The organism is Bradyrhizobium sp. 134, from assembly GCF_023074155.1.
Lineage (GTDB): Bacteria > Pseudomonadota > Alphaproteobacteria > Rhizobiales > Xanthobacteraceae > Bradyrhizobium.
This window is the reverse complement of sequence record NZ_JADPKX010000069.1, coordinates 420,345-441,578: the sequence shown is the minus strand read 5'-3', so window position 1 is coordinate 441,578 and position 21,234 is coordinate 420,345. Positions and strand designations below refer to the sequence as shown.

Genomic DNA, 21,234 nt, shown 5'->3' with positions numbered 1-21,234 from the left:
TCGGATTTCTTCCTCTGTTAACGCCACATCCCACCCCGCAACTTATTCCCCTCCAGTAGCGCTAACAGCTCTCCATGGCAGAAAGTGTGAAGTAGTTCACAAGGAGCGCGGGTCCGAACAATTTAAACGAGTTCGATTTGTCTCTTGGCGCTCGACCCGGTTGGCTTGCTAGCTGCACATCAGGGAGCTATCGATCGGCCATAAGGCCACGTATGGCCGCACTAGTTCGACGCGCAAGCCGGCATCTAATAGGGCGTTGGCCGGGTCAGATTACCGCTGCATCGACGTAGGAGTCTAAAAGTTTGCCTAGAATCGTGGACGTGATCAATTCTATCGGCTAGGTGCACGGGAACGTAGTAGGCCACCGCCACCTCGAAACGACTCCCTGGAAACGTTGTCGAAACTGGTCTGCACTGCTGCGTTGGGGGGTTGCGAACATGCCATCGAGGCTTCACGGCTCATTCGGAGCAGGACAACGTCGCGCGATCTCCAACACGCTTTCCAGGCGATATTGCTGAGATCCCGGGTTTTGCACGAGGGCCTGCTGCGCTGCCGGCTCGCTCCCCCAATCGGCGGGCTTCAGAACCGTTAGATAATCGAGGTCCGTGGAGAGAATGGACGCGCTCGTTTGTGGGTGACGTTGTGGGTTGCGCAAGTGACAGCCTCTTTACTGCAGTCATTTCAGCTATTTAATTGATAACTTGGCGGAAGGGGTGGGATTCGAACCCACGGTACCCTTGCGGGCACGCCGGTTTTCAAGACCGGTGCCTTAAACCACTCGGCCACCCTTCCAAGTCCGGAATGGCCGTCGCTTAACGCAGTCGACGGCGCATAGCAACGCGAAGTTGGCGCCCGCCCCTTTCCCCGGCATCGGATCTGTCAGGCGAGCGTCAGCCTGTTCCCTTACCCTATGCCCTCTCGGCAATCCCGGACACCGGCGACATCTCCCAGGGCGTCGCCGGTTGCGAGGCCCGGTTTGGAGTCGCTTCCTTTTCCGGGCCTCGTTCGCCAGCTGCAAAGAAAAGCGGCGCCCCCGAGGGAGCGCCGCGCGAAGTCCGTTCATTGTTGCTTTAGCTCAGTACCCGCAGGACGCACAGTTCATCTGCACCGGAGCGTAATAGGAATAGCCCGGCTGGACCATCTCGACGCGCTGGCGCGTGGCGTATTGGGGCGGGATGCGCTCGTACTGGACGCTCGGCGGCGCCACCATCACGGTCTGCGGCACCATCACGGTGCGGTACTGCGCCGGCGCGCGGTGCGCCACCACCGAGCCGGGCGAAACCATCACGGTCTCGTCGACAGTCCGGTATTGCGGCTGCACGTATTGCTGCTGGTAGCAGGTCGTGCACGGCGGCGGCGTGTAGCAATTGTAGCAACCGGCGGAAGCAGCAGTCGTCATGGAAATCGCAGCGACGACGGTCGAGAAAACGACAGCGAAAGTGCGAGACATTGTTGTGGTGCCCCAATTGCCCGAAATGGATTTGCGAAGGTCGCTACCAGTATACGCCGCAAAACCTTGCTTTGCCGAAGTTCGTCGGGGCATCCTTAATGCAAACGGCCGGCTTGCGCCGGCCGTTCAGAACTTGTTGACCATGCGCGGTGCGTGATGCTTGCGATCACGCCGGCACGTGACGCTATTACTTCACGCGACGCTTGACCTCGCGCACCGCGCCGCGCGCGGCGCTGGTGGTGAGCGCAGCGTAAGCCTGCAGCGCGGTCGAGACGTTGCGCTTGCGGCCGATCGCCTGCCAGGCGACATCGCCCTTCGCCTCTTCGGCGGCGCGACGCTTGGCCAGCTCGTCGTCGGAGACCTCGAGGGTGATGCTGCGGTTCGGGATGTCGATGGCGATGCGATCGCCGGTCTGCACCAGGCCGATGTTGCCGCCCTCGGCCGCTTCCGGTGACAGATGGCCGATCGACAGGCCCGACGAGCCGCCTGAGAAGCGTCCGTCGGTGACGAGCGCGCAGGCTTTGCCGAGGCCCATCGATTTCAGATAGCTGGTCGGATACAGCATCTCCTGCATGCCGGGGCCGCCGCGCGGGCCTTCATAGATGATGACCACGACCTCGCCGGCAACGACCTTGCCGCCCAGAATGCCTTCCACGGCCGCGTCCTGGCTTTCGAACACGCGGGCCTGGCCTGCGAATTTCAGGATCGAGGCGTCGACGCCGGCGGTCTTCACGATGCAGCCGTCCTGCGCGAGATTGCCGTAGAGCACGGCGAGACCGCCGTCCTTGCTGAAGGCGTGTTCGAGGTTACGGACCACGCCCTTCTCGCGGTTGGTATCGAGCTCGTCGTAGCGACGCTCCTGGCTGAAGGCGATTTGGGTCGGGATGCCGCCGGGCGAGGCCCGGAAGAAGGTGCGGACGGACTCACTCTTCGAGCGCTTGATGTCCCAGCGCTCCAGCGCGTCGCTCATGGTCGGCGCGTGCACGGTCGAGACCGACGTGTCGATTAAGCCGGCGCGGTCGAGCTCGCCCAGGATGCCCATGATGCCGCCGGCACGATGCACGTCCTCGACATGCACGTCGGCGACCGACGGTGCGACCTTACAGAGCACCGGCACGCGGCGCGACAGCCGATCGATGTCCTGCATGGTGAACGCGACCTCGCCTTCATGGGCGGCGGCGAGCAGATGCAGCACCGTGTTGGTCGAGCCGCCCATCGCGATGTCGAGTGTCATCGCGTTCTCGAACGCCTTGAAGTTCGCGACATTGCGCGGCAGCACGCTCGTGTCGTCCTGCTCGTAGTGGCGGCGCACGATATCGACGATGGTGTGGCCGGCCTCGACGAACAGGCGCTTGCGATCGGCGTGGGTCGCGACCACCGTGCCGTTGCCGGGGAGGGCAAGGCCAAGGGCTTCCGTGAGGCAGTTCATCGAATTGGCGGTGAACATGCCCGAGCACGAGCCGCAGGTCGGGCACGCCGAGCGCTCGATCACCTTGACGTCCTCGTCGCTGACCTTGGAGTCGGCGGCTGCGACCATGGCATCGATCAGGTCGACCGCCTTGGTCTTGCCCTGCAGCGTGACCTTGCCGGCCTCCATCGGTCCGCCCGAGACGAACACGGCGGGGATGTTGAGCCGCAGCGCGGCCATCAGCATGCCGGGGGTGATCTTGTCGCAATTCGAGATGCAGACCATCCCGTCGGCGCAATGGGCATTGACCATGTACTCGACGCTGTCGGCGATGAGCTCGCGCGACGGCAGGCTGTAGAGCATGCCGTCATGGCCCATGGCGATGCCGTCGTCGACCGCGATGGTGTTGAACTCTTTCGCCACGCCGCCGGCCTGCTCGATCTCGCGGGCGACCAGCTGGCCGAGGTCCTTGAGATGGACGTGGCCGGGCACGAACTGGGTGAAGGAATTGACCACCGCGATGATCGGCTTGCCGAAATCGCCATCCTTCATGCCGGTCGCGCGCCAGAGGCCGCGGGCGCCCGCCATGTTGCGGCCGTGGGTGGTGGTGCGGGAGCGATAGGCTGGCATGGCGGTTTCCGTCCTCGGTTTGGCTGGCCGGGCGGGCGATTTTCGAAGCCGCCTCAGGCCTTTCCGGCCGGATAGCGCACGGGGGGAACGCGCGCAACGGGAACTTGAGCCGGACAGGGCTCCCCTGCTCCCGGCGCGGGCTCTTCGTAGCGCGGATGGAGCGCAGCGCAATCCGGGACAAGTGCGCGCCGGCGGGCGGGACCGGCCCCCGATTACGCTGCGCTCCATCAAGGCTACAAGTCGGCGCGCGCTTGCATTGGTTTCGGGCAATCGCGCGTGAAGGCGCATGAACCGCGCAAATGCAAGCGCGATAAAATCCGTAGTCGTCCGGAATGGAATCCTATTCCGATGTCGCGTACATCGCGGGACATCGATCGGCGGCCTTCCAAGGGCATCACCCTCTGATCGCGCACCACGGGGTTGGGGGACCACATGGGGCGGGGGGATCAAAGGCTGGGGCAAGGTTACGAGGTCCGGACTCCTAGGCACTCCGGACCTCGGGACTTTCTAGATTGAACGTGATTTCGCGCCGCCGGCTTGATCAGCCGTGCGGCGCGAAGTCGTTTTGGCGTCGTTATGCCGACCCGGGCGCTTAGCGCGTCTGCGGCTCGATCGTCACCGTGCAGTCGCCCTGCCCTTGCGTCGCGACCACGATGTTGCCCGCGGCAGCGCCGAGGGCGATCGGCGCGGACGAGCCGCCGCCGGGCATCTGGACGGTCACGCTCAGGAAATCGTTTCGTGCGGTCGAGCCTACGGTGGAGGGTTCTGCCTGGGCCACATTGCCCGAGGCGTCACGCCGCATGATCTGGCAGTTCACATTGCTGCCCCCCGCGGCCGCCGTTCCCGATGAGGTGCCGCCGCTCATCTGGGCGCGGGCTCGCGACGGATCGCGAGGAACCTGGCTGACGATGCGATGCGTCCGCGGCTCCACAATGACGACGTCGTCACCGGTCGCGAAATATTCGTAGTCTCGATATTCGGGCTCGATCGAGACGATCTCGGGGGGAAGCCTGTGAAGGCGCACGCGCGAGGGAATGGTCTCGCCGACCCGGATCGAAATGTTCAGATTACGCTCCGGCTCCGCCAGGCGTGCACGGCTCACCGTTTCGGAGATCCGCACCTGCTTCTCGGACGTCACCTGCGTCTGCTGATTGGCCTGCGTGTTGGTCTGCGTCGTCTGGTTGGCTTGATTGGTCTGCGTGCCCGAGGTGGCGGGCGCGGTCTGCGCATTGTTGGTCGGGGCCGTTCGGTTCGTGTCGGTCGCGGTGGCCGGTCGATTGTTCTGTTGCGCCGGCTGCTGCTGGTCAGCCGCGTTGCGCGGCGGCTGGGTCTGGTTGCGCTCGTTCTGGTTGGCCGCGGCACCCGTGCGCTCGTTCTGCTGGCTAGACGTGCCGGATTTGGACTTCTCGGACTCGGCCGTTGATTTCTGCGGCGCCGATTTGTCCTGCTTCGTCTCGGCGCTGCTCTTGCTGTCGCGTCCCGGTTTCGTGCTCTCGGCATCGCGATTGCGATCGCGCGAAGGCTCGCGGGAGTCCTGGGCCTGATCCTTCGACTTCGGCTGGTTGCGCTCGGCAGAACTCGCCGGCTGGCGCTTGTCGTCACTCGCGTCCTGCCTGGCAGCGCCGCCCTTCACCTCGCGGCCAGCGCCCTGCAATCGGTCCTGGGCGCCCTGCGCGCGCTCTTGAACACGCTCCTGGGCGCCGCCGCGCTGCGGCGCAGCGCCTTTCGCCGGCTCCTCGTTGCGTCTCGGTTCGTCCCTCCGCTCACCGGGCGCCTGGGCGTGGGCGAAGCCGGAAGCAAGCATCAGTCCGATCGCTGCAGTCGATAACATCAAGTGCTTGCGCATGGTCCCTCTCCTCGGAAATTCGCAACAACAGACGCGAACGTTCTGTGGGTGCGAAGGTTCCTGGTCAGGAACGAGGGCCGATCACGCGGGTCTCACATCTCAGGCCGGTCTCACATCGGGTCCTTCATCGTGAGCCGCGCCGTGAATGTCACGCTGGTCTTGCCAACCAGCGCCATGCCTTCAACCTCGGCGCCGTCGGCGGAATAGTCGCCCGAAAAGCCGCAGGTCACTTCCCTGCCGCCGAACGCGAGCGGCTTGCCGACGGCCTCGGTGTGCTGATTGACGGTCATATCGCCGCGCCATTTTCCGTTCCGGAAGGTGTAGCTGCCGGTGTAGTAGAAATAGCTGTCGCCGCCCATGATGCGGCCGTCGCAGAGCACGACGACGCCTTTGGCCTGGCCGCGCTTGCCGTCACGCATCTCAATCTCAAAGATGTAGAGGCCGTTGAGGACCTTCTGTGGGTTGCCGCCCTGCTCGGGCCCATCGCCGGCCGACATCGCTCATCTCCCGTTCAAACCGGCACATTCCGTTCGAGATCTTCAAGCCACGCCGCCGCGCTCGAATCCGACGGCGCGCGCCAGTCGCCGCGCGGCGACAATGAGCCGCCGGCAGAAACCTTGGGGCCGTTCGGCATCGCCGAGCGTTTGAACTGGCTGAAAGCGAAGAAGCGGCGCAGGAACACCTCGAGCCAGCGGCGGATCTCCTTGAGATCGTAGGCCCTGCGCTTGTCGGTCGGAAATGCCGGCGGCCATTCACCCTGGGCGACGTCCTTCCACGCCTGCAGCGCCATGAAGGCGATCTTGGACGGCCGCATGCCGAACCGCAGCGTGTAGAACAGGTTGAAATCCTGAAGCTCGTAGGGACCCACGGAGGCTTCGGTGCTCTGCGGCTTCTCGCCCGGCTCGGCCGGAACCAGCTCCGGCGAGATTTCGGCCGACAGGATCGATCCAAGCGTTTGGTTGACGTCGTCGGTGAACTGCTTGGAAGCAATCACCCAGCGGATCAGATGCTGGATCAGCGTCTTCGGCACCCCGGCGTTGACGTTATAGTGCGCCATCTGGTCGCCGACGCCGTAGGTGCACCAGCCCAGCGCGAGCTCGGAGAGATCGCCGGTGCCGATGACGATGCCGCCGTTGTGGTTGGCGAGCCGGAACAGATAGTCCGTTCGCAGGCCCGCCTGCACGTTCTCGAACGTGACGTCGTAGACCTTCTCGCCCTTGCCGAAGGGATGGCCGATGTCCTTCAGCATCTGCGTCGCCGTGGTGCGAATGTCGAGCTCCTGCCAACTCGTCTGCAACGCTTTCATCAGCGCCAGCGCATTGGTCTTGCTCTCGCTGCCGGTGGCAAAGCCGGGCATGGTGTAGGCGAGAATGTTCTCGCGCGGCAGGCCAAGCAAATCGACCGCCTTGGCGGCGACGATCAAGGCGTGGGTGGAATCGAGCCCGCCCGAGACGCCGATGACGACGCGCTTGGTGCCGGTCGCACGCATGCGCTGGACAAGGCCCGCGACCTGAATGTTGTAGGCCTCATAGCAGTCCTGCTCGAGCAGGCTCTCGTCGCTCGGCACGAACGGAAATCGCTCGACCTTGCGCAGGAAGCCGATGTCGGCGGCCGGCGCCTTCAAGGCGAAGCTGACTTTCCGGAAGAAGGCCTCGCGCTGCCGGCGGTTGTCGTCGAAGGTTCCCATCAGCGCGCGTTCCTGCCTGAGCAGGTCCAGATCGACGTCAGCCAGCGTGATCTGGCCGCCCTGCCGGAACCGCTCACCCTCGGCCAGCAGCACGCCGTTCTCGTAGATCGAGGTCTGGCCGTCCCAGGCCAAATCGGTGGTCGATTCCCCTGCCCCGGCCGCGGAATAGACATAGGCCGCGAGGCAGCGCGCCGAAGTCGATTGGCACAAGAGCGCACGCGAGCGGGCGCGGCCGATCGTGATCGGGCTGCCCGAGAGATTGATCAGCACGCTCGCGCCCGCAAGCGCGAGCTCGGAAGCCGGCGTCACCGGGATCCACATGTCCTCGCAGATCTCGACGCCGATGGTCAGTCCCGGAACGTCCTCGGCCGCGAACAGGAGGTCGACGCCGAACGGGGCATGCAGCCCGCAAAAGGCCACCATCTCTCCGACGATGCCGGCGCCGGAGGCGAAATGCCGTCCCTCGTAGAATTCGCGATAGGTCGGCAGGTAGCTCTTGGGCACGACGCCGAGGATTTTGCCGCGATGGATGACGACCGCGCAATTGTAGATGCGATTGCCAAAGCGCAGCGGCGCGCCGACGATCAGGACGGACATCAGGGGCGAGGATGCCTCGACGATGGCCACGAGCCCGCGCTCGACCGCATCGAGCAGCGGATCCTGCTTGACGAGATCTTCGATCGCATAGCCGGACAGGCACAGCTCGGGAAACACGGCAACCGCTACCGACTGCGCGTGGCAGTCCTTCGCCGCCGCCAGAACCGCCCTCGCGTTTGCCGTGGGATCGGCCACATGAGAGGTGGTGACGCAGGCCGCCACGCGCGCAAATCCGTGGGCATAGATCGAGTGGAAACTCATCGAGCACAGTCCCTTTGTCTCGTCGCGACCGGCCTCCGCCAGCTCTGGACTCCATTTAACCCATCGACATGGTCCCGTGCAGGCCATTCAAGGGAATGCATAACGGATTTGCAGCTTCGCTGCCCGGCCCTTGAGGCAGCGTCAGGCTGTGCGCACCAGCATGCCGGGCAGATCGTCGCGCAGCCACTCGGCGATCCGGGGCCAGGCATGGGCATGGGTCCGCGCACCCATGAACAGCCCGAGATGGTTGCTGGGCTCGGAGACCGCCGCAATGAAGGCCGGTGGGGTACCGAGCAAGCCGGCGGTGGCGAGCGCCTGCGCAGCCGGCACGACGTCGTCGTCAAGCCCGGCCAGCAGGAAGACCGGCGCCTTGACGTCCTTCAGATCAACCACGCGGCCGAGTGCCGTGAATTGGCCGCGCGCGATCCGGTTCTCCCGGAAAATCCAATTGACGATCTCGAGATAATAGGTGCCGGGCAGATTGAGAGGCTCGGCATTCCAGCGCTCGAAGCGTGCCAGCAGCGCCGCACCTTCCTCGCCGGAGAGGTCGCTCTGCAGCGCCGTCACGATGTCGTCGCGGCTCGGCGCCTTCGACCAGACCCGCAGCATCTCCTCGCCGCTGACATTGCCGCCGCCGCGGGCGACGAGCTGGTCATAGACCATCTCCGGTGCGTTGCGGGCGAGCTGCGACAGCCTGGACTCGATCGAGAGGTCGACGGGCGCGCCTGCCAGCACCAGCCGCCGCACCTTGGCGGGAAAGCGCGCCGCATAGAGCAGCGACAGCCAGCCACCCTGGCACAGTCCGACGAGATCGACCGGCGCGCCGATTTCGTCGATGGCGACGTTGAGATCGCCAAGATAGCTGTCGATCGAGAGATAGCGCATGTCAGGCGTGGCTGAGCGCCAGTCGGTGAGATAGACCCGGTCGATGCCGCCATTCTGCAGGGACTGCACCACGCTGTGGCCGGGGGCGAAATCGGCGATCAGGGCCCGGTGCAGCGCATAGGGCGCGCAGACCAGTGCCGGCTGGCCGGACCCCGTCCGCCCGCAACTGCGCAGGCGCATGGTCGCAAGCTCCAGCGCGACGGAGCTGGGCGTGGTCCACGGCAGGCTGCTGTCGGCCTGCTCCGGCACACCGCGCTCGAGCCATCCGAAGCAGGCGTCCATCGCAAGCCGAGCCGCAGCGAACGGCCACAGCAGCGGGTCATCCGGGACCGCGCCCGGTGCGCGCTGCTGTTTGCCGGTCTTCTCTGCCATGGCTATCTCACGGTCCTCACAGGAAGGCCTCGAAGCTGACGAGCGAAATGCCGCGCTCCCGAAAACTCTGATGGGTCGCGGCCACCGAGCCGTCGAGATCGATGCCGCGGCAGGCGTCCTCGATGACGGCGACCTCGAACCCCGCCTTGCGGGCATCCTCCGCCGAGAAGCGGACGCAGAAGTCGAGCGCGAGGCCAACGACGAAGATCGTCTTCAATTCGCGCTCGCGCAAATATCCGAGCAGGCCGGTCGGCGTTTTCCTGTCGTTCTCGAACAGCGCCGAATAGGAATCGATGCCGCGCCGAAACCCCTTCCGCACCACCAGGCTCGCGCGGGTGACGTCGAGATCGCGATGAAATTCCGCGCCCGCCGTGCCCTGGACGCAATGGCTCGGCCAGAGCACCTGGACGCCATAGTCAAGCGCGATAGTCTGGAACGGCTGTTTGCCCGCATGGTTCGGCGCAAAGGAGACATGATCGCGGGGATGCCAGTCCTGGGTCAGCACCACATTGGCGAATTTTTGGGCGATCCGATTGATGGCGGGGACGACCGTCTCGCCGCCGGGCACGGCGAGCGCCCCGCCCGTGCAAAAATCGTTCTGCACATCGATGACCAGCAGCACGTCGCGGTCGGAAATCTTCATCGCAAGGTCCATTCCAGGCCATCCCGCGCGACCGGCGCAGAACGAACGTCTCCAGTGTCGATCTTCCCGCGCTGCTTCGCAACCACCGAAGCGGTGCGGCGATCTGGGCGAATGCACCCCGTCGGTGCCGGGATGCAACGGTTTGGGCTCATCCGTGTTGACTAGATCCACCAGGGGACGGATTCTAAAAGCCGTTCGCATTTTGCGACCGGATAGAGCGGAAGGAAGCGGTTCCCGCAGCCCGAAAGGGGCTGTGGCAGCCATACCCACATGACCATCGGCAAGACAGGACGGATTCTTCTCGCCGATATCGGCGGCACCAATGCGCGCTTCGCGCTCAGTCAGGGCGATGAGACCGGACCGATCGACTACGTCAAAGTGGCAGACTTCCCGACGGTCCGGGAAGCCATTGCCGATGTTCTCGCGCGTCGCTCCGACGGCAAAACGCCCCGAAGGGCTGTGCTGGCCGTCGCGGGCCCGGTGACCAACAACCGCTGCGTCATGACCAACAGCCCGTGGGTCATCGACGGCAACGAGCTTCAGCCGGCTCTCGGCTTCGACAGCGTCCATGTTCTCAACGATTTCGAGGTGGTGGCATGGTCCCTGCCCGCCCTGCAGCCCGCCGACCTGATCCCGCTCGGCGGACAGGAGGGTCTTCCCGGAGAACCGTTGCTGGTGGTCGGTCCCGGAACCGGCTTTGGTGTTTCCTGTCTGGTCGAGCGCCACGGCTCACGGTTGGCCGTCGTCACCGAGGCGGGCCACGCGACCCTGCCGGCAGAGGACGAGCGCGAGGAACGCGTAATCGCGTGCATGCGCCGGCGCCGCGGCCATGTCTCCATCGAGCGTGGCGCATTGTCCGGTTCCGGCCTGCAAAGCCTGTACGAGGCGCTGGCCGAAGTGGAAGGCGCCGAGGTGCCGCATCGCGATGCCGCTGCCATCACGAAGGCGGCCTTGGAGGGCAGTTGCGAACTCTGCCGCGTGACACTGGACATGTTTTGCGCCATCCTCGGCTCGGTCGCCGGCAATCTCGCGGTGACCTTCGGCGCCCGCGGCGGCGTCTATATCGCCGGCGGAATCGTGCCGCGCTTTCCGGAGTTCCTTGCGGCTTCCGCATTCCGGGCGCGCTTCGAAGCCAAGGGACGCTTCCAGGACTATCTCCGCGACATCCCGACCAGGCTGGTCACGAAACCTGATGCGAGTTTCCTCGGCCTGAAGATGTTCGCGGAGCACAACCAGCCTTAACGGCGCGCGCCTCCGTCCGCGGATTCCAGTCATGCACAGCTGATTGCACGGCACGCCCGCTCGACGCGGGATCGTGCTTGCGCGTTCGTCCCGGATGAGAAACAATCCTGGCTTGTGTGTGGCGTAGTTGCGGGGGCGTGACATGCGTAAGCAGGATCTGGGTTTCGACTATCACCGCTATCACCGCCTGCTGCTCGAGGCGGACGACGATGGCAAGCGGCTGGCCCTGATCGAGCTCTTGATCGAGGAAAAGGCGCGTGACCGCCTCGCCGCCCAGCGCGCTTCGGACCGCGCCGCCATGACGGCCCACACTATCGCTACCGTGCTGAAGAACGGGCGCCAGTGAAACGAGTGGTTGCGCTACGGTGCCCGAAAACGCGGCATCAATTGCGATTTCGTTAACGATCCCTCGAAAGCTCGCGTCAAACTTTTTGCTCTAGGAGTTCCCTTACCTGATGCAATTCAGGGGCAACAAAGGGGGGAATGAACATGAGCATGATTTCGATCGCCGCGATGCCGGCCACCAGCGAAACGCGTTTGGCCGATTCTTCGTTTTCTTCATTCAAGACCATCTTGCTGTTTTGCTGCACGGGCCTGGTCGCCTCGTTCGGCCTGATGGCGCGCGGCATCGATCTCGGCGCCGGCCTGATGTGAGACCGCGACGAATTCCGTCGCGAAATGGCCGCCCCTGACGGGCGGCCATTTTTGTTTTTGGTCTCAGTGCGGCGTCTTTGCTGCCGCTTCCGGAAACATCGAATCGATCATTGCCTTGAGCTGATCGATCGAGATGGGCTTGCGCAGGATCGGCCGGCGCCGGAGCAAGGACGGCAGCAGTTCCGGACCGTAGCCCGTCGCAAACAGAAACGGCTTGCCGCGTCGCTCGATCAGGTCGGCGACCGGATCGACGTAGAGGCCCTTGAGATTGATGTCGAGGATCGCAAGATCGTACTGCGCGGTCATGGCGAAAGCGCTGGCGTCCCGAACATTATCCGCTTCCGCGATGACGTGGTGGCCGAGTTCCTCCACCATGTCCGTCATCATCATCCGGATCAACGTCTCGTCTTCGACCAGGAAAACGGAGAGTCCGTCCGCCATATCAACCCCGCCCATCAGCTTCCGAAGCTGATCATAACCGAATCGCGAAGAGGATTCACGAATTCGTGGCGGGGTCCGTTAATTCAGACGCGCCCGATCCGATTCAACTTGATCAATCCAGTCCTCGTTCGTGGCTGAGCCGCACCATCTCCTGTACGAACACCTGCTTCTGCTTGTCATCGAGGCTCGAATAGAGGGGCTCAGCGGCGTCGGCGACATTGCGCTGGTCGGCAGCGCGGTCGATGAGGAACTGGGCCTCGTTGCGCATCTGCTCGACGATGTCGTCGGGCGGATCCCGCTTGGCGCGCGCGACCCGCAGGTTGAGCCGCTCGGCACCGTTATGCCCGAGGTAGTGCATGGCGCTCGAGAAGCCGTACCAGTGCTTCTCCTGGTCGGGCGTGAGGTTCAGTTCGGTCTTGATCCGCTCGATATAGGAGTCGCTGTTGGTGACGATCTGGTCGGCGGTCAATTGCGGTGCGCCGGTCTGGGTGAGGACGGTGACATCCTTGTCCTGCGGCGCGTTCTTCGCCTCCTTGCTCGCCTTGGCGCCCTTGCCAGCCTTGGCGCTCTTGGCATCCTTGTCCTTGCCGGCGCCCTGCTTGGCGTCTTTGGCAGCGTCCTTGCTCGAATCCTTGCTTGAATCCTTGGCGGGAGGCGCCTGATTGCCATTATTGCCAACACCGAGCACGCCGGTGAAGACGCCGACCACACCGCCGATCGCGCCGCCGAGCACGCCGCCGACCGGACCTGCCGCCTTGTTCCCGGCCGCCGCTCCTTCCTGAACCCCTTTGACCAGGCCTTGAGCGTTCGCCACCGCGGCTGCGCCGAGCAGCAACACGAAAACGGATCCCAGCGCGAACCATCGTCGCAGGTTAAGCCGCGCGAGCGGCGCCGGGTTGATCATTCTGGTCTCCATCTCGATCTGATTAGGCTGCTGCGGGTGAGAACCACTTGCCAGTTGCAACTCTATCGTTTTCACCGCTTCGAGGTCTAGCCACCGATAATTGCTATACACGCCCGAAAAGTGTTTGCCGCGAGGTGCTTATGCAGGCTCCTTGGAAACTGCGGCGTAATTGCGCACGTATCGGTCCAGCGCGCCCGCGCCCAGTGTGCATCGCAAAACGACCGACTGTGGTTTAGGGCTCGCGCGTGACGTCGAGGGCAGCGCCACCTTGGCGGACACAACGTTAGTTCTAGGCGCAAGCCGCTCGGTTTTCTCGACAGACGCAATCAATCATGATCTGATCGCGCTACCAATTTGCCTTCGAAGCCGATGGCATCAATAAGAAACGTCGAACGAGAAACTTAAAAAAAGAAAATCAAAAGTAGAACTCGGAAGAGTTCAGAGGAAACGCCAGAACAATAAAACACCCAAGCGAGGAAACGAGATGTCACGCAAGACACTGACGCGACGTCAATTTGTGGCTGCCACTGCAATGTCCTCCGCGGCGCTGATCACAGCGCCCTATGTCCGAGGCGCTTACGCCGCCGGCAAGCTCTCGATCGGCTTCTGGGACCATTGGGTCCCTGGTGCCAACTCTGCCTCCACCGCGCTCGTCAATGAATGGGCAGCGAAGGAGAAGGTCGAGGTCTCCATCGACTACATCACCAGCAACAACAAGAAGCTCGAACTAACCGTCGCCGCCGAGGCGCAGGCAAAATCCGGTCACGACATTCTCCAGATGCCGACCTGGTGGCCGCATGCCTATGCGGAGCAGCTCGAGCCGGTCACCGACATCATGGAGCCGATCATCAAGCAGAATGGCGAGGTGAACGGCACGACCAAATATCTCGGCCAGGCCGGCGGCAAATGGCTTGCCGTCCCTGCCACCGTCGGCAGTCAGATCAAGGGCCCCTGCTCGCGCATCGACCTGATGAAGAAGCATGCCGGCATCGACGTCCAGGAGATGTATCCGGCCGGTAGCGTGCCCAAGGACGAGAACTGGACGATGGAAGTCTTTCTCAAGGCCGCCGAAGCCTGCAGCAAGGCTGGCGTCCCGTTCGGGATCGGCCTCGGCGAGACCACCGACAGCGTCGATACCGCCGGCGCGATCTTCCAGTCGTTCGGCGCCGAGCTCGTCAATGCCAAGGGCGACATCACCGTAAAGACTGACGCCGTGCGTCAGGCTCTCGAATTCTACAAGAGATTGATCGCGGTGCTTCCGGCGGACGCGGCCTCCTGGGATGACGCGTCTAATAACAAATGGCTGATCTCGGGCCGCGGAGCACTGATCTTGAATCCGCCGAGCTCCTGGGCCGTTGCGAAACGCGACGCACCACAAGTCGCTGAGCAATGCTGGACGCACGGCATGCCCGCCGGTCCGAAGGGCCGTTTTGCACCGTTCCTGCCCTACTTCTGGGGCGTCTGGGCTTTCGGCAAGAACAAGGAAGCCGCCAAGAGCCTGCTGACCCATCTGTCGCAGCCGTCGTCGATCGAAAAGTTCGTAGCGGCGAGCGGCGGCTACGATCTCCCGGCTTTCGCAAACATGACGAAGCTCAAGACGTGGGCCGAGGAAGGGCCGCCGAAGGGCACGCTTTATAGCTATCCCGACCCACACGGCCGCCAGACGATGTCGATCGCGGCCTCGCCGGCGCCGCCGAAGATCGCCCAGCAGATCTACAACCAGGCGACGTTGACCAAACTGGCGCTGCGCTATGCCCGTGGCGAGACCATCGAGCAGGCGCTCGCCTGGGCCGAGGGCGAGTGCGAAGGCTTCATGCGCAGCTGATGCCGGGTATGTGGCATGGCGGTTCACGCGTTCGCGCGTGAGCCGCCGGGGATTCGCCCCCTTTTTCCATCGCCTTGCGAGAGAGGCCGACCGATGCGGGCGGCTTCCCTGTTGAATGTACCGTAAGAAAGTCTGACCATGGCCGATGTCGTCGTTGAGCAAGCTCGCTCCGTCCGTGCCGCCAGGCCGCGCAAACGGGCGAGCCTTAAAAATGCACTCAGGCGGAAGTCGACGATGGCGTTCTTCCTGACGCTGCCGCTGATTCTCCTGATCGCGCTGTTCGTGCTCTATCCTGCCTTCTACTCAATGCATCTCGCCACGCTGAACAAGTCGATGCAGAAGTTCGTCGGCTTGAGCAATTTCACCTTCCTGTTCAAACGCGACACGTTCTGGATGGTGGTGAGGCAATCCTGCATCTTCGCCCTCACCGCGGTGTTTTTCAAAGCGCTGATGGGCTTCATTGTCGCTCATTTCGTCCACAACCTCCCGGCCAAGGGCCAGCGCAAGTGGCGCGGCATGCTGCTGGTCCCTTGGGTGATCCCGCCGGCGATGAGCACCCTGGCTTGGCTGTGGCTGTTCGATCCCTCCTACAGCGCCTTCAATTACACGCTGTCGTTCTTCGGTGTCGGCCCGATCCCCTGGCTTGGCGACACCTTCTGGGCCCGTTTCTCCGTCATTCTCGTCAACGTCTGGTACGGCGCACCGTTCTTCATGATCATGTATCTGGCCGCGCTTAAATCGGTGCCCGACCAGCTCTACGAAGCGGCCGCCATTGACGGCGCCAATTGGTGGCAGAAGATCTGGCACATCACCCTGCCGATGATGCGCAACATCATCGCCATCACGACGCTGTTCTCGTTGATCGTCACTTTCGCCAATTTCGACATCGTGCGCATCCTGACCTCGGGCGGCCCGTTGGATTCGACGCATCTGTTCGCCACCTGGGCCTTCCAGGTCGGAATCCAGAGCAGCGATATTCCGCTCGGCGCATGCGTCTCGCTGTTCATGGTGCCGATCCTCGCAGTCGCGGCGGTCTTCATCCTGCGCGATGTCAACAAACGTGGGAACGAAGCCTGATGAGCACGCTTGCAATCGACAAGGGCGGTCCCACGCGCAAAGTCAAGTACCGGAGCATGAGCCGGGATCGGACATGGGCCCTGCGCTGGTCCTACTTCTTCCTGGTGCTGTTCGCGATTTTTTCGCTCGTTCCGCCGATCTACATGCTGATCACCTCCCTCAAGAGCAGCGCGGAGATTTCGGCGGCCACCAATCCCTGGTGGGTGTTCCATCCCACCCTGGCGAACTACGTCGAGCTGTTGACGTCGAACCAGTTTTTGCGCTTCTTCTGGAATTCGGCGGTCGTCTCCATCGTCGTTGTGTGCGTCACCATGCTGATCAGCATTCCTGCGGCCTTTGCGCTGGCAAGGATGAAGTTCTGGGGCTCGACGACGCTGGCGACCGGGGTTTTTCTGACCTACCTGGTCCCGGACAGCCTCTTGTTCATTCCGCTGTTCAAAATGCTCGCTGCTGTCCAGGACATCACCGGCATCACGCTCCTCAACCGATGGTACGTGCTGCTGTTCATCTATCCGACCCTGACGGTGCCGTTCTGCACCTGGATCATGATCGGTTATTTCGCATCGATCCCGAAGGAGCTGGACGAGGCGGCTCTCATCGACGGCGCCTCCTGGCTCCAGACCCTGACTCGGATTTTCATCCCCGTCGCCCTGCCCGGCCTGATCGCAGCGACCATCTTCGCCTTCACCGTATCCTGGGCGCAGTTCCTCTATCCGCTGGTGTTCACGACATCCATCGACCAGCTCGTGCTGCCGGTCGGCATCACCACCACGCTGATCAAGGGTGACGTCTTCAACTGGGGTCAGATCATGACCGGCGCGCTGCTTGGCGCTGCCCCGCCGCTGGTCATCTACGCCTTCCTGATGGACTATTACATTGCCGGCCTGACCGCCGGCGCGACAAAGGGTTGATGTCTTATGGCTGAGGTTGCGTTGCGGAAGGTGGTCAAGCGTTACGACGACATCGAGGCGGTGCGCGGCATCGATCTCGACATCTCCGACCATGAGTTCATCGTGCTCGTCGGCCCCTCCGGCTGCGGCAAGTCGACGACGTTGCGGATGATCGCCGGACTCGAAGACATCACCGACGGCGACATCATGATCGGCGGCGACGTCGTCAACGACGTGCCGCCGAAGGACCGCGACATCGCGATGGTGTTTCAGAACTACGCGCTCTACCCGCACATGACGGTCGCGGAGAACATGTCGTTCGGGTTGCGGCTCAAGCATTACCCGAAGGCCGAGATCAAGGCGCGGGTGACCGAGGCCGCCCGCCTCCTCGACATCACCGACCTGATCGACCGCAAGCCGAAGCAGCTCTCCGGCGGCCAGCGCCAGCGCGTTGCAATGGGCCGGGCCATCGTGCGCAACCCAAAAGTCTTCCTGTTCGACGAACCGCTGTCCAATCTCGACGCCAAGCTGCGCGTGCAGATGCGGATCGAGATCAAGAAGGTGCACCAGAAAGTGCGCACCACGACGGTCTACGTCACTCACGACCAGGTCGAGGCGATGACGCTGGCCGATCGCGTGGTGGTAATGAATAAGGGGCGGATCGAGCAGATCGGCACCCCGAACGAACTCTACCACAAGCCTGCGACGCGCTTCGTCGCCGGCTTCATCGGCTCGCCGGCGATGAACTTCATTCCGTGCAGGCTCCAGGACGTCGGCGGCAAGCTCAACGTCCGCCTGACGGACCGCATCTCGTTCCCGTTGCCGCCGGCCCGCGCCGCCCGTTACAGCGCGCTGCCCCGAACTGAAAACCTGTTGCTCGGCATCCGTCCCGAACATCTCACGGAATCGCATGCGCATCTGGAGCCGGGTGTCGAGACCTTCGACACCGTGCTTGATGTCACCGAGCCGATGGGAATGGAGACGCTGGTCTATTTCGGCCTGGAAGGCACGCCGATCTGCGGCCGTGTCGATCCCAATGCGGGCGCCAAGGACGGGGGCCCCATGCGTTTGGCGATGGACCTCAACAATATGCACCTGCTAAACGAGGCGACCGGCGCCGTATTGTGACGGCCGGGCAAGAAACTCGTGCAGGTAGGGACGATGGCGACCAACAAGAAGAAAATCTTTGTCACGCAAACTTTGTCGCAAGGGGCACGCGCCCTCCTCACCCAGCGAGATGACATCGAGCTCATCGAGTTTCCGAACCTGATCTCCGCCAAGGACTTCGAGGCCTTGCTGAAGAGCCACGCGCCAGTCCATGGCGTAGCGCTCGGCGCCACCGCTTTCGGCGAGACCGAGCTCGAAGCCTCAAAGGACATGAAGGTGGTGACCCGGATCGGCGTCGGCTACGACGCCGTCGACGTCCCCGCCCTTTCCCGCCGCAAGGTGCCGCTGATGGTCGCGGGCAGCGCGAACTCGCCCTCGGTTGCCGAGCAGGCGCTGTTCATGATGCTGACACTGGCCAAACGCGCGCAGGAGATGCATTCCTGCGTCAAGGATGGCAAATGGGCCGACCGCCTCGGCATGCTGCCGTTTGATCTCTACGGCAAGACCGTCCTCATCATCGGCTTCGGCCGCATCGGCACCCGCACCGCCAAGCGCTGCCTGGCGATGGACATGAATGTGCAGGTTTATGATCCCTACAAGGCAGCCGCAGAGATCAAGGCGGCAGGCTGCGAGCCGGTCGCCGACCTCGATGCCGCGCTGCCGCACGCCGATTTCGTCACCATCCACTGCCCGAAGACGCCGGAGACCGTCGGCCTGTTCGACGCGGCGCGGATCGGCCGGATGAAGCCGAAATCCTACCTCATCAACACCGCACGCGGCGGCATCGTGAAGGAGACGGCGCTGTACGACGCACTGGTCTCGGGCAAGCTCGCCGGTGCCGGCATCGACGTCTTCGAGGTCGAGCCGCCGCCGGTCAGCAACGCGCTGTTCGCGCTGCCCAACGTCATCATGGCCCCCCATGTCGCCGGCGTCACGGTCGAGGCGGTGAGCCGGATGAGCGAGCAGACCGCGCGCAACATCCTGAGTGTGCTGGACGGCGATCCGATCCGGCAGAACATCATCAATCAGGATGTCCTGGGCTGAGCTATATCAAGGGCGGGCCGCCGCCCCCCGCCTTCGGAACGCCAGAATGAGTCCCATTTTGGTGCAGATCGAGCCCTCACTCAGCCTTAATCAAACCCGCGTAATAGGTCCGGCCGCGGCGGCAGTGGGACAGACTTGCCGGCCGCGTCGAGCTGGAGGATGGACCCTTGTCAGAGATCGACCCGACCGACCACGCGTTGGCGACCATCGCCAGCATCCTGGAGCATCCTGAACCCGTTCTCGTCGTGCGCGAGACCGAGACCGTGCGCGAGACCGAGACCGTCATCGTGACCGAAATGGTGGTTGCCGGTGAGCACGGGGTCGCCGACGAGCACCCTGTGGTCGATGAGCATCCGGTGGTCGAGGAGCAGCCGCTGGTGCCGGAGCACACCGATGCCGACGGCTACAGCAAGGTCGGCCCCGGGCCGATGGTGGCGATCCGTCTGAAATGGACGGTCCATCGCGGCGATGACGGCCAGTTCTACGTCCACGAGACCATCGGCGAGCAGTCGGTGCCCGTGGTCAGCGGCCCGATGACCGGCGAAGCCGCGGTGGATTTCGTCGACGCGCATGAGGACGAGGCCCATCGGCGCTTCGAAGAGCTGCGCAGCGAGATCGCCGGCCGCAGCTCGCTCGCCGATTACGAGCGCAAGGGCGAAGCCTAGCGCGTTTTCGCGCGAAGTGGACGCCGGTTCGGCTTATCGTCGTCCGAGATAATCCTTCTTCACGAGCTCGACGCCTGCGTGCCGCAACAGGTCGTAGGCGGTCGTGACGTGAAAGAAGAACTGCGGCATGCTGAAGGTCAGCAGCAGCGTCCGCCGGTGAAGGGCAACTCGGTCCCGTTCTTCAGCCTGAAGAAGACGTTCCGTTTCGCCGCAGCATTGATCTCCGCGCGCGGCAGGCTTTCGATGAACTCGATGGACGTCGCGATGCGGGCCTGCAGTCCGGCCATGTCGTGCTCCAGCACCGGCAGCGTCACCGGCTCGCGCTCGGCCAGCAAGGCCGCGGCGACCGTGGCATGGCGGCAAGCCTCGCCGATCTGTTGCGCCAGATCGTACATGTCGGGCGCGATGCGCATGCCGAGCAGGACGGCCGGATTGAACTTCCGGGCTTCGGCATAGGCAACGCCCTTGTCGAGCAGTGCGGACAGGTTGCCCAAGTAAGGCACGAAGACGCCGACCGAGGCGTCATGCATCGAGATCGTCACTTCAAAATTCCCTTCACTTCCGCCTCGCCAGCCACGGGCATCTGGTCTAAATCCAACCCTCGAGAGCTGCACAATGACAGCTTGGGCATGGGTGGAAAAGAGATGATCGTTCGAATGACCATTCGAATTCTGGCGACTTTGGCCGTGGTGCTGCTGGCAAACCTTTCGGCGCAGGCACAGCAGGCGGCGCCGTCCCGCCTCGACGAGATCGTCAAGCGCGGCACTTTGCGCGTCGGAATGACCGGCGACTACAAGCCCTTCACCTATCTCGACAAGACGACGCAGCAGTTCAACGGCTTCGATGTCGACATGGCGGAGGCGCTCGGCAAGGCGCTGGGCGTCAAGGTCGAATTCGTGCCGACGGCCTGGCCGAAGCTGATGAAGGATTTCGAGGCCGATCAGTTTGACATCGCCATGGGCGGCGTCTCGGTCACGCTGGACCGGCAGAAGAAGGGCTTCTTCTCGACGCCGATCATGCGCGAGGGCAAGACGCCGATCGCGCGCTGTGCCGACGTCGGCAAATACCAGAGCATCACCGACATCGACAAGAAGGGCACCCGCGTGATCGTCAATCCCGGCGGCACCAACGAGCGCTTCGCACGTGCCAACATCAAGGACGCCGACATCACCGTCTTCCCGGACAATACCGTGATCTTCGACGAGATCGCCAAGGGCAATGCAGACCTGATGATGACGGATGCCTCCGAGACGCGCTACCAGCAGAAGCAGCATCAAGGCGTGCTCTGCGCGGTGCATCCCGACAAGCCGTTCGACTTCTCAGAGAAGGCCTATTGGCTCCAGCGCGACATGGCGCTGAAGGCGTTCGTCGACCAATGGCTGCACATTTCCATGCAGGACGGCAGCTACAAGAAGATCTACGCCGCCTGGTTCGACTAGGACCGCGTTCTCCTGTCGCTTGCCCCGGCCAAACTTTGGACCGGCTCCGGTGTTATTGAACCCGAAACGCAGAAAGCACGACTCATACGGTGACAGTGATCTAGATCACTTTTTGCGATCAAACCGGGGCGTAAGCGTCGGTGCGGGGACCACCTGTTTCAGGAGAT

Annotated in this window: 19 protein-coding genes, 1 tRNA gene and 1 pseudogene; 10 read left to right on the top strand and 11 right to left on the bottom strand. The window is 63.4% G+C overall.

What is annotated here, in order from left to right; translation table 11 throughout:
* Positions 1-702: 702 nt before the first annotated feature.
* From IVA75_RS27290 to pncA, 8 genes are all read right to left on the bottom strand, one after another.
* Positions 703-792, bottom strand: a tRNA-Ser gene (locus IVA75_RS27290).
* 283 nt (positions 793-1,075) lie between these two features.
* Positions 1,076-1,399 (bottom strand): hypothetical protein, encoded by a 324-nt coding sequence (locus tag IVA75_RS27285; RefSeq protein ID WP_199198574.1) that lies wholly within the window; start codon positions 1,397-1,399, stop codon positions 1,076-1,078.
* Positions 1,400-1,637: 238 nt separating this feature from the next.
* The gene (gene ilvD, locus IVA75_RS27280) at positions 1,638-3,488 is read right to left on the bottom strand and encodes a dihydroxy-acid dehydratase (RefSeq protein WP_247284253.1); all 1,851 of its coding nucleotides are present in this window, start codon (positions 3,486-3,488) and stop codon (positions 1,638-1,640) included.
* Between the two features lie 592 nt (positions 3,489-4,080).
* Complete coding sequence (locus IVA75_RS27275; RefSeq protein ID WP_247289984.1) at positions 4,081-5,334, bottom strand: DUF1236 domain-containing protein; 1,254 nt, start codon at positions 5,332-5,334, stop codon at positions 4,081-4,083.
* A 110-nt stretch (positions 5,335-5,444) separates the two neighbouring features.
* Positions 5,445-5,831, bottom strand: coding sequence for a GrlR family regulatory protein (locus IVA75_RS27270; protein ID WP_027566966.1), 387 nt, complete (start codon positions 5,829-5,831; stop codon positions 5,445-5,447).
* A 14-nt stretch (positions 5,832-5,845) separates the two neighbouring features.
* The gene (locus tag IVA75_RS27265; RefSeq protein ID WP_247289982.1) at positions 5,846-7,879 is read right to left on the bottom strand and encodes an NAD(+) synthase; all 2,034 of its coding nucleotides are present in this window, start codon (positions 7,877-7,879) and stop codon (positions 5,846-5,848) included.
* A gap of 141 nt (positions 7,880-8,020) precedes the next feature.
* Complete coding sequence (locus tag IVA75_RS27260) at positions 8,021-9,136, bottom strand: alpha/beta fold hydrolase (protein WP_247289980.1); 1,116 nt, start codon at positions 9,134-9,136, stop codon at positions 8,021-8,023.
* Positions 9,137-9,152: 16 nt separating this feature from the next.
* Positions 9,153-9,791, bottom strand: coding sequence for a bifunctional nicotinamidase/pyrazinamidase (pncA, locus tag IVA75_RS27255; protein ID WP_247289977.1), 639 nt, complete (start codon positions 9,789-9,791; stop codon positions 9,153-9,155).
* Between the two features lie 258 nt (positions 9,792-10,049).
* Here pncA and glk point away from each other — a divergent pair, with 258 nt between their 5' ends.
* The 3 genes from glk to IVA75_RS27240 all read left to right on the top strand — a co-directional run bounded on the left by glk (position 10,050) and on the right by IVA75_RS27240 (position 11,675).
* Positions 10,050-11,021 (top strand): glucokinase, encoded by a 972-nt coding sequence (gene glk / locus IVA75_RS27250; protein WP_247289975.1) that lies wholly within the window; start codon positions 10,050-10,052, stop codon positions 11,019-11,021.
* A 142-nt stretch (positions 11,022-11,163) separates the two neighbouring features.
* On the top strand, positions 11,164-11,367 hold the full coding sequence (locus IVA75_RS27245) for a hypothetical protein (protein ID WP_007590943.1): 204 nt from the start codon (positions 11,164-11,166) through the stop codon (positions 11,365-11,367).
* A 143-nt stretch (positions 11,368-11,510) separates the two neighbouring features.
* Positions 11,511-11,675 (top strand): hypothetical protein, encoded by a 165-nt coding sequence (locus IVA75_RS27240; protein ID WP_162847220.1) that lies wholly within the window; start codon positions 11,511-11,513, stop codon positions 11,673-11,675.
* Positions 11,676-11,738: 63 nt separating this feature from the next.
* On the opposite strand, the gene IVA75_RS27235 is transcribed toward IVA75_RS27240, so the two are convergent.
* Positions 11,739-12,116, bottom strand: a complete 378-nt coding sequence (locus tag IVA75_RS27235; protein WP_027566971.1) for a response regulator — start codon at positions 12,114-12,116, stop codon at positions 11,739-11,741.
* A gap of 112 nt (positions 12,117-12,228) precedes the next feature.
* Positions 12,229-13,020 (bottom strand): Spy/CpxP family protein refolding chaperone, encoded by a 792-nt coding sequence (locus tag IVA75_RS27230; RefSeq protein WP_247289973.1) that lies wholly within the window; start codon positions 13,018-13,020, stop codon positions 12,229-12,231.
* Between the two features lie 484 nt (positions 13,021-13,504).
* On the opposite strand from IVA75_RS27230, the gene IVA75_RS27225 reads away from it, so the two are divergent.
* The 6 genes from IVA75_RS27225 (at position 13,505) to IVA75_RS27200 (ending at position 19,628) form a co-directional block, all read left to right on the top strand.
* Entirely contained in the window at positions 13,505-14,845 is a 1,341-nt protein-coding gene (locus IVA75_RS27225; RefSeq protein WP_247289964.1) for an extracellular solute-binding protein, read from the top strand.
* A gap of 138 nt (positions 14,846-14,983) precedes the next feature.
* Positions 14,984-15,922, top strand: a complete 939-nt coding sequence (locus IVA75_RS27220; RefSeq protein ID WP_247289962.1) for a sugar ABC transporter permease — start codon at positions 14,984-14,986, stop codon at positions 15,920-15,922.
* On the top strand, positions 15,922-16,833 hold the full coding sequence (locus IVA75_RS27215; protein WP_247289960.1) for a carbohydrate ABC transporter permease: 912 nt from the start codon (positions 15,922-15,924) through the stop codon (positions 16,831-16,833). The genes IVA75_RS27220 and IVA75_RS27215 overlap by 1 nt, the downstream gene beginning before the upstream one ends.
* 6 nt (positions 16,834-16,839) lie before the next feature.
* Positions 16,840-17,940 carry a sn-glycerol-3-phosphate ABC transporter ATP-binding protein UgpC gene (gene ugpC, locus IVA75_RS27210; RefSeq protein ID WP_247289958.1) on the top strand — a complete coding sequence of 367 codons (1,101 nt, stop codon included), beginning with the start codon at positions 16,840-16,842 and terminating at the stop codon, positions 17,938-17,940.
* Positions 17,941-17,973: 33 nt separating this feature from the next.
* Positions 17,974-18,963, top strand: a complete 990-nt coding sequence (locus tag IVA75_RS27205) for a hydroxyacid dehydrogenase (protein WP_247289956.1) — start codon at positions 17,974-17,976, stop codon at positions 18,961-18,963.
* Between the two features lie 167 nt (positions 18,964-19,130).
* A complete protein-coding gene (locus IVA75_RS27200) occupies positions 19,131-19,628 on the top strand; it encodes a hypothetical protein (protein WP_247289954.1) in 498 nt (165 codons plus the stop codon).
* A 33-nt stretch (positions 19,629-19,661) separates the two neighbouring features.
* Here IVA75_RS27200 and IVA75_RS27195 read toward each other — a convergent pair.
* Positions 19,662-20,158: pseudogene (locus IVA75_RS27195) on the bottom strand (DUF1993 domain-containing protein).
* 126 nt (positions 20,159-20,284) lie between these two features.
* Here IVA75_RS27195 and IVA75_RS27190 point away from each other — a divergent pair.
* Entirely contained in the window at positions 20,285-21,067 is a 783-nt protein-coding gene (locus tag IVA75_RS27190) for a transporter substrate-binding domain-containing protein (protein ID WP_247289952.1), read from the top strand.
* The last annotated feature ends 167 nt before the right edge of the window (positions 21,068-21,234 follow it).

Excerpts from the sequence above, each read along its gene's own strand:
- IVA75_RS27285 (WP_199198574.1), bottom strand. The coding sequence starts at position 1,399 with ATGACGACTGCTGCTTCCGCCGGTTGCTACAATTGCTACACGCCGCCG.
- ilvD (WP_247284253.1), bottom strand. The coding sequence starts at position 3,488 with ATGCCAGCCTATCGCTCCCGCACCACCACCCACGGCCGCAACATGGCG.
- IVA75_RS27275 (WP_247289984.1), bottom strand. The coding sequence starts at position 5,334 with ATGCGCAAGCACTTGATGTTATCGACTGCAGCGATCGGACTGATGCTT.
- IVA75_RS27270 (WP_027566966.1), bottom strand. The coding sequence starts at position 5,831 with ATGTCGGCCGGCGATGGGCCCGAGCAGGGCGGCAACCCACAGAAGGTC.
- IVA75_RS27265 (WP_247289982.1), bottom strand. The coding sequence starts at position 7,879 with ATGAGTTTCCACTCGATCTATGCCCACGGATTTGCGCGCGTGGCGGCC.
- IVA75_RS27260 (WP_247289980.1), bottom strand. The coding sequence starts at position 9,136 with ATGGCAGAGAAGACCGGCAAACAGCAGCGCGCACCGGGCGCGGTCCCG.
- pncA (WP_247289977.1), bottom strand. The coding sequence starts at position 9,791 with ATGGACCTTGCGATGAAGATTTCCGACCGCGACGTGCTGCTGGTCATC.
- glk (WP_247289975.1), top strand. The coding sequence starts at position 10,050 with ATGACCATCGGCAAGACAGGACGGATTCTTCTCGCCGATATCGGCGGC.
- IVA75_RS27245 (WP_007590943.1), top strand. The coding sequence starts at position 11,164 with ATGCGTAAGCAGGATCTGGGTTTCGACTATCACCGCTATCACCGCCTG.
- IVA75_RS27240 (WP_162847220.1), top strand. The coding sequence starts at position 11,511 with ATGAGCATGATTTCGATCGCCGCGATGCCGGCCACCAGCGAAACGCGT.
- IVA75_RS27235 (WP_027566971.1), bottom strand. The coding sequence starts at position 12,116 with ATGGCGGACGGACTCTCCGTTTTCCTGGTCGAAGACGAGACGTTGATC.
- IVA75_RS27230 (WP_247289973.1), bottom strand. The coding sequence starts at position 13,020 with ATGATCAACCCGGCGCCGCTCGCGCGGCTTAACCTGCGACGATGGTTC.
- IVA75_RS27225 (WP_247289964.1), top strand. The coding sequence starts at position 13,505 with ATGTCACGCAAGACACTGACGCGACGTCAATTTGTGGCTGCCACTGCA.
- IVA75_RS27220 (WP_247289962.1), top strand. The coding sequence starts at position 14,984 with ATGGCCGATGTCGTCGTTGAGCAAGCTCGCTCCGTCCGTGCCGCCAGG.
- IVA75_RS27215 (WP_247289960.1), top strand. The coding sequence starts at position 15,922 with ATGAGCACGCTTGCAATCGACAAGGGCGGTCCCACGCGCAAAGTCAAG.
- ugpC (WP_247289958.1), top strand. The coding sequence starts at position 16,840 with ATGGCTGAGGTTGCGTTGCGGAAGGTGGTCAAGCGTTACGACGACATC.
- IVA75_RS27205 (WP_247289956.1), top strand. The coding sequence starts at position 17,974 with ATGGCGACCAACAAGAAGAAAATCTTTGTCACGCAAACTTTGTCGCAA.
- IVA75_RS27190 (WP_247289952.1), top strand. The coding sequence starts at position 20,285 with ATGACCATTCGAATTCTGGCGACTTTGGCCGTGGTGCTGCTGGCAAAC.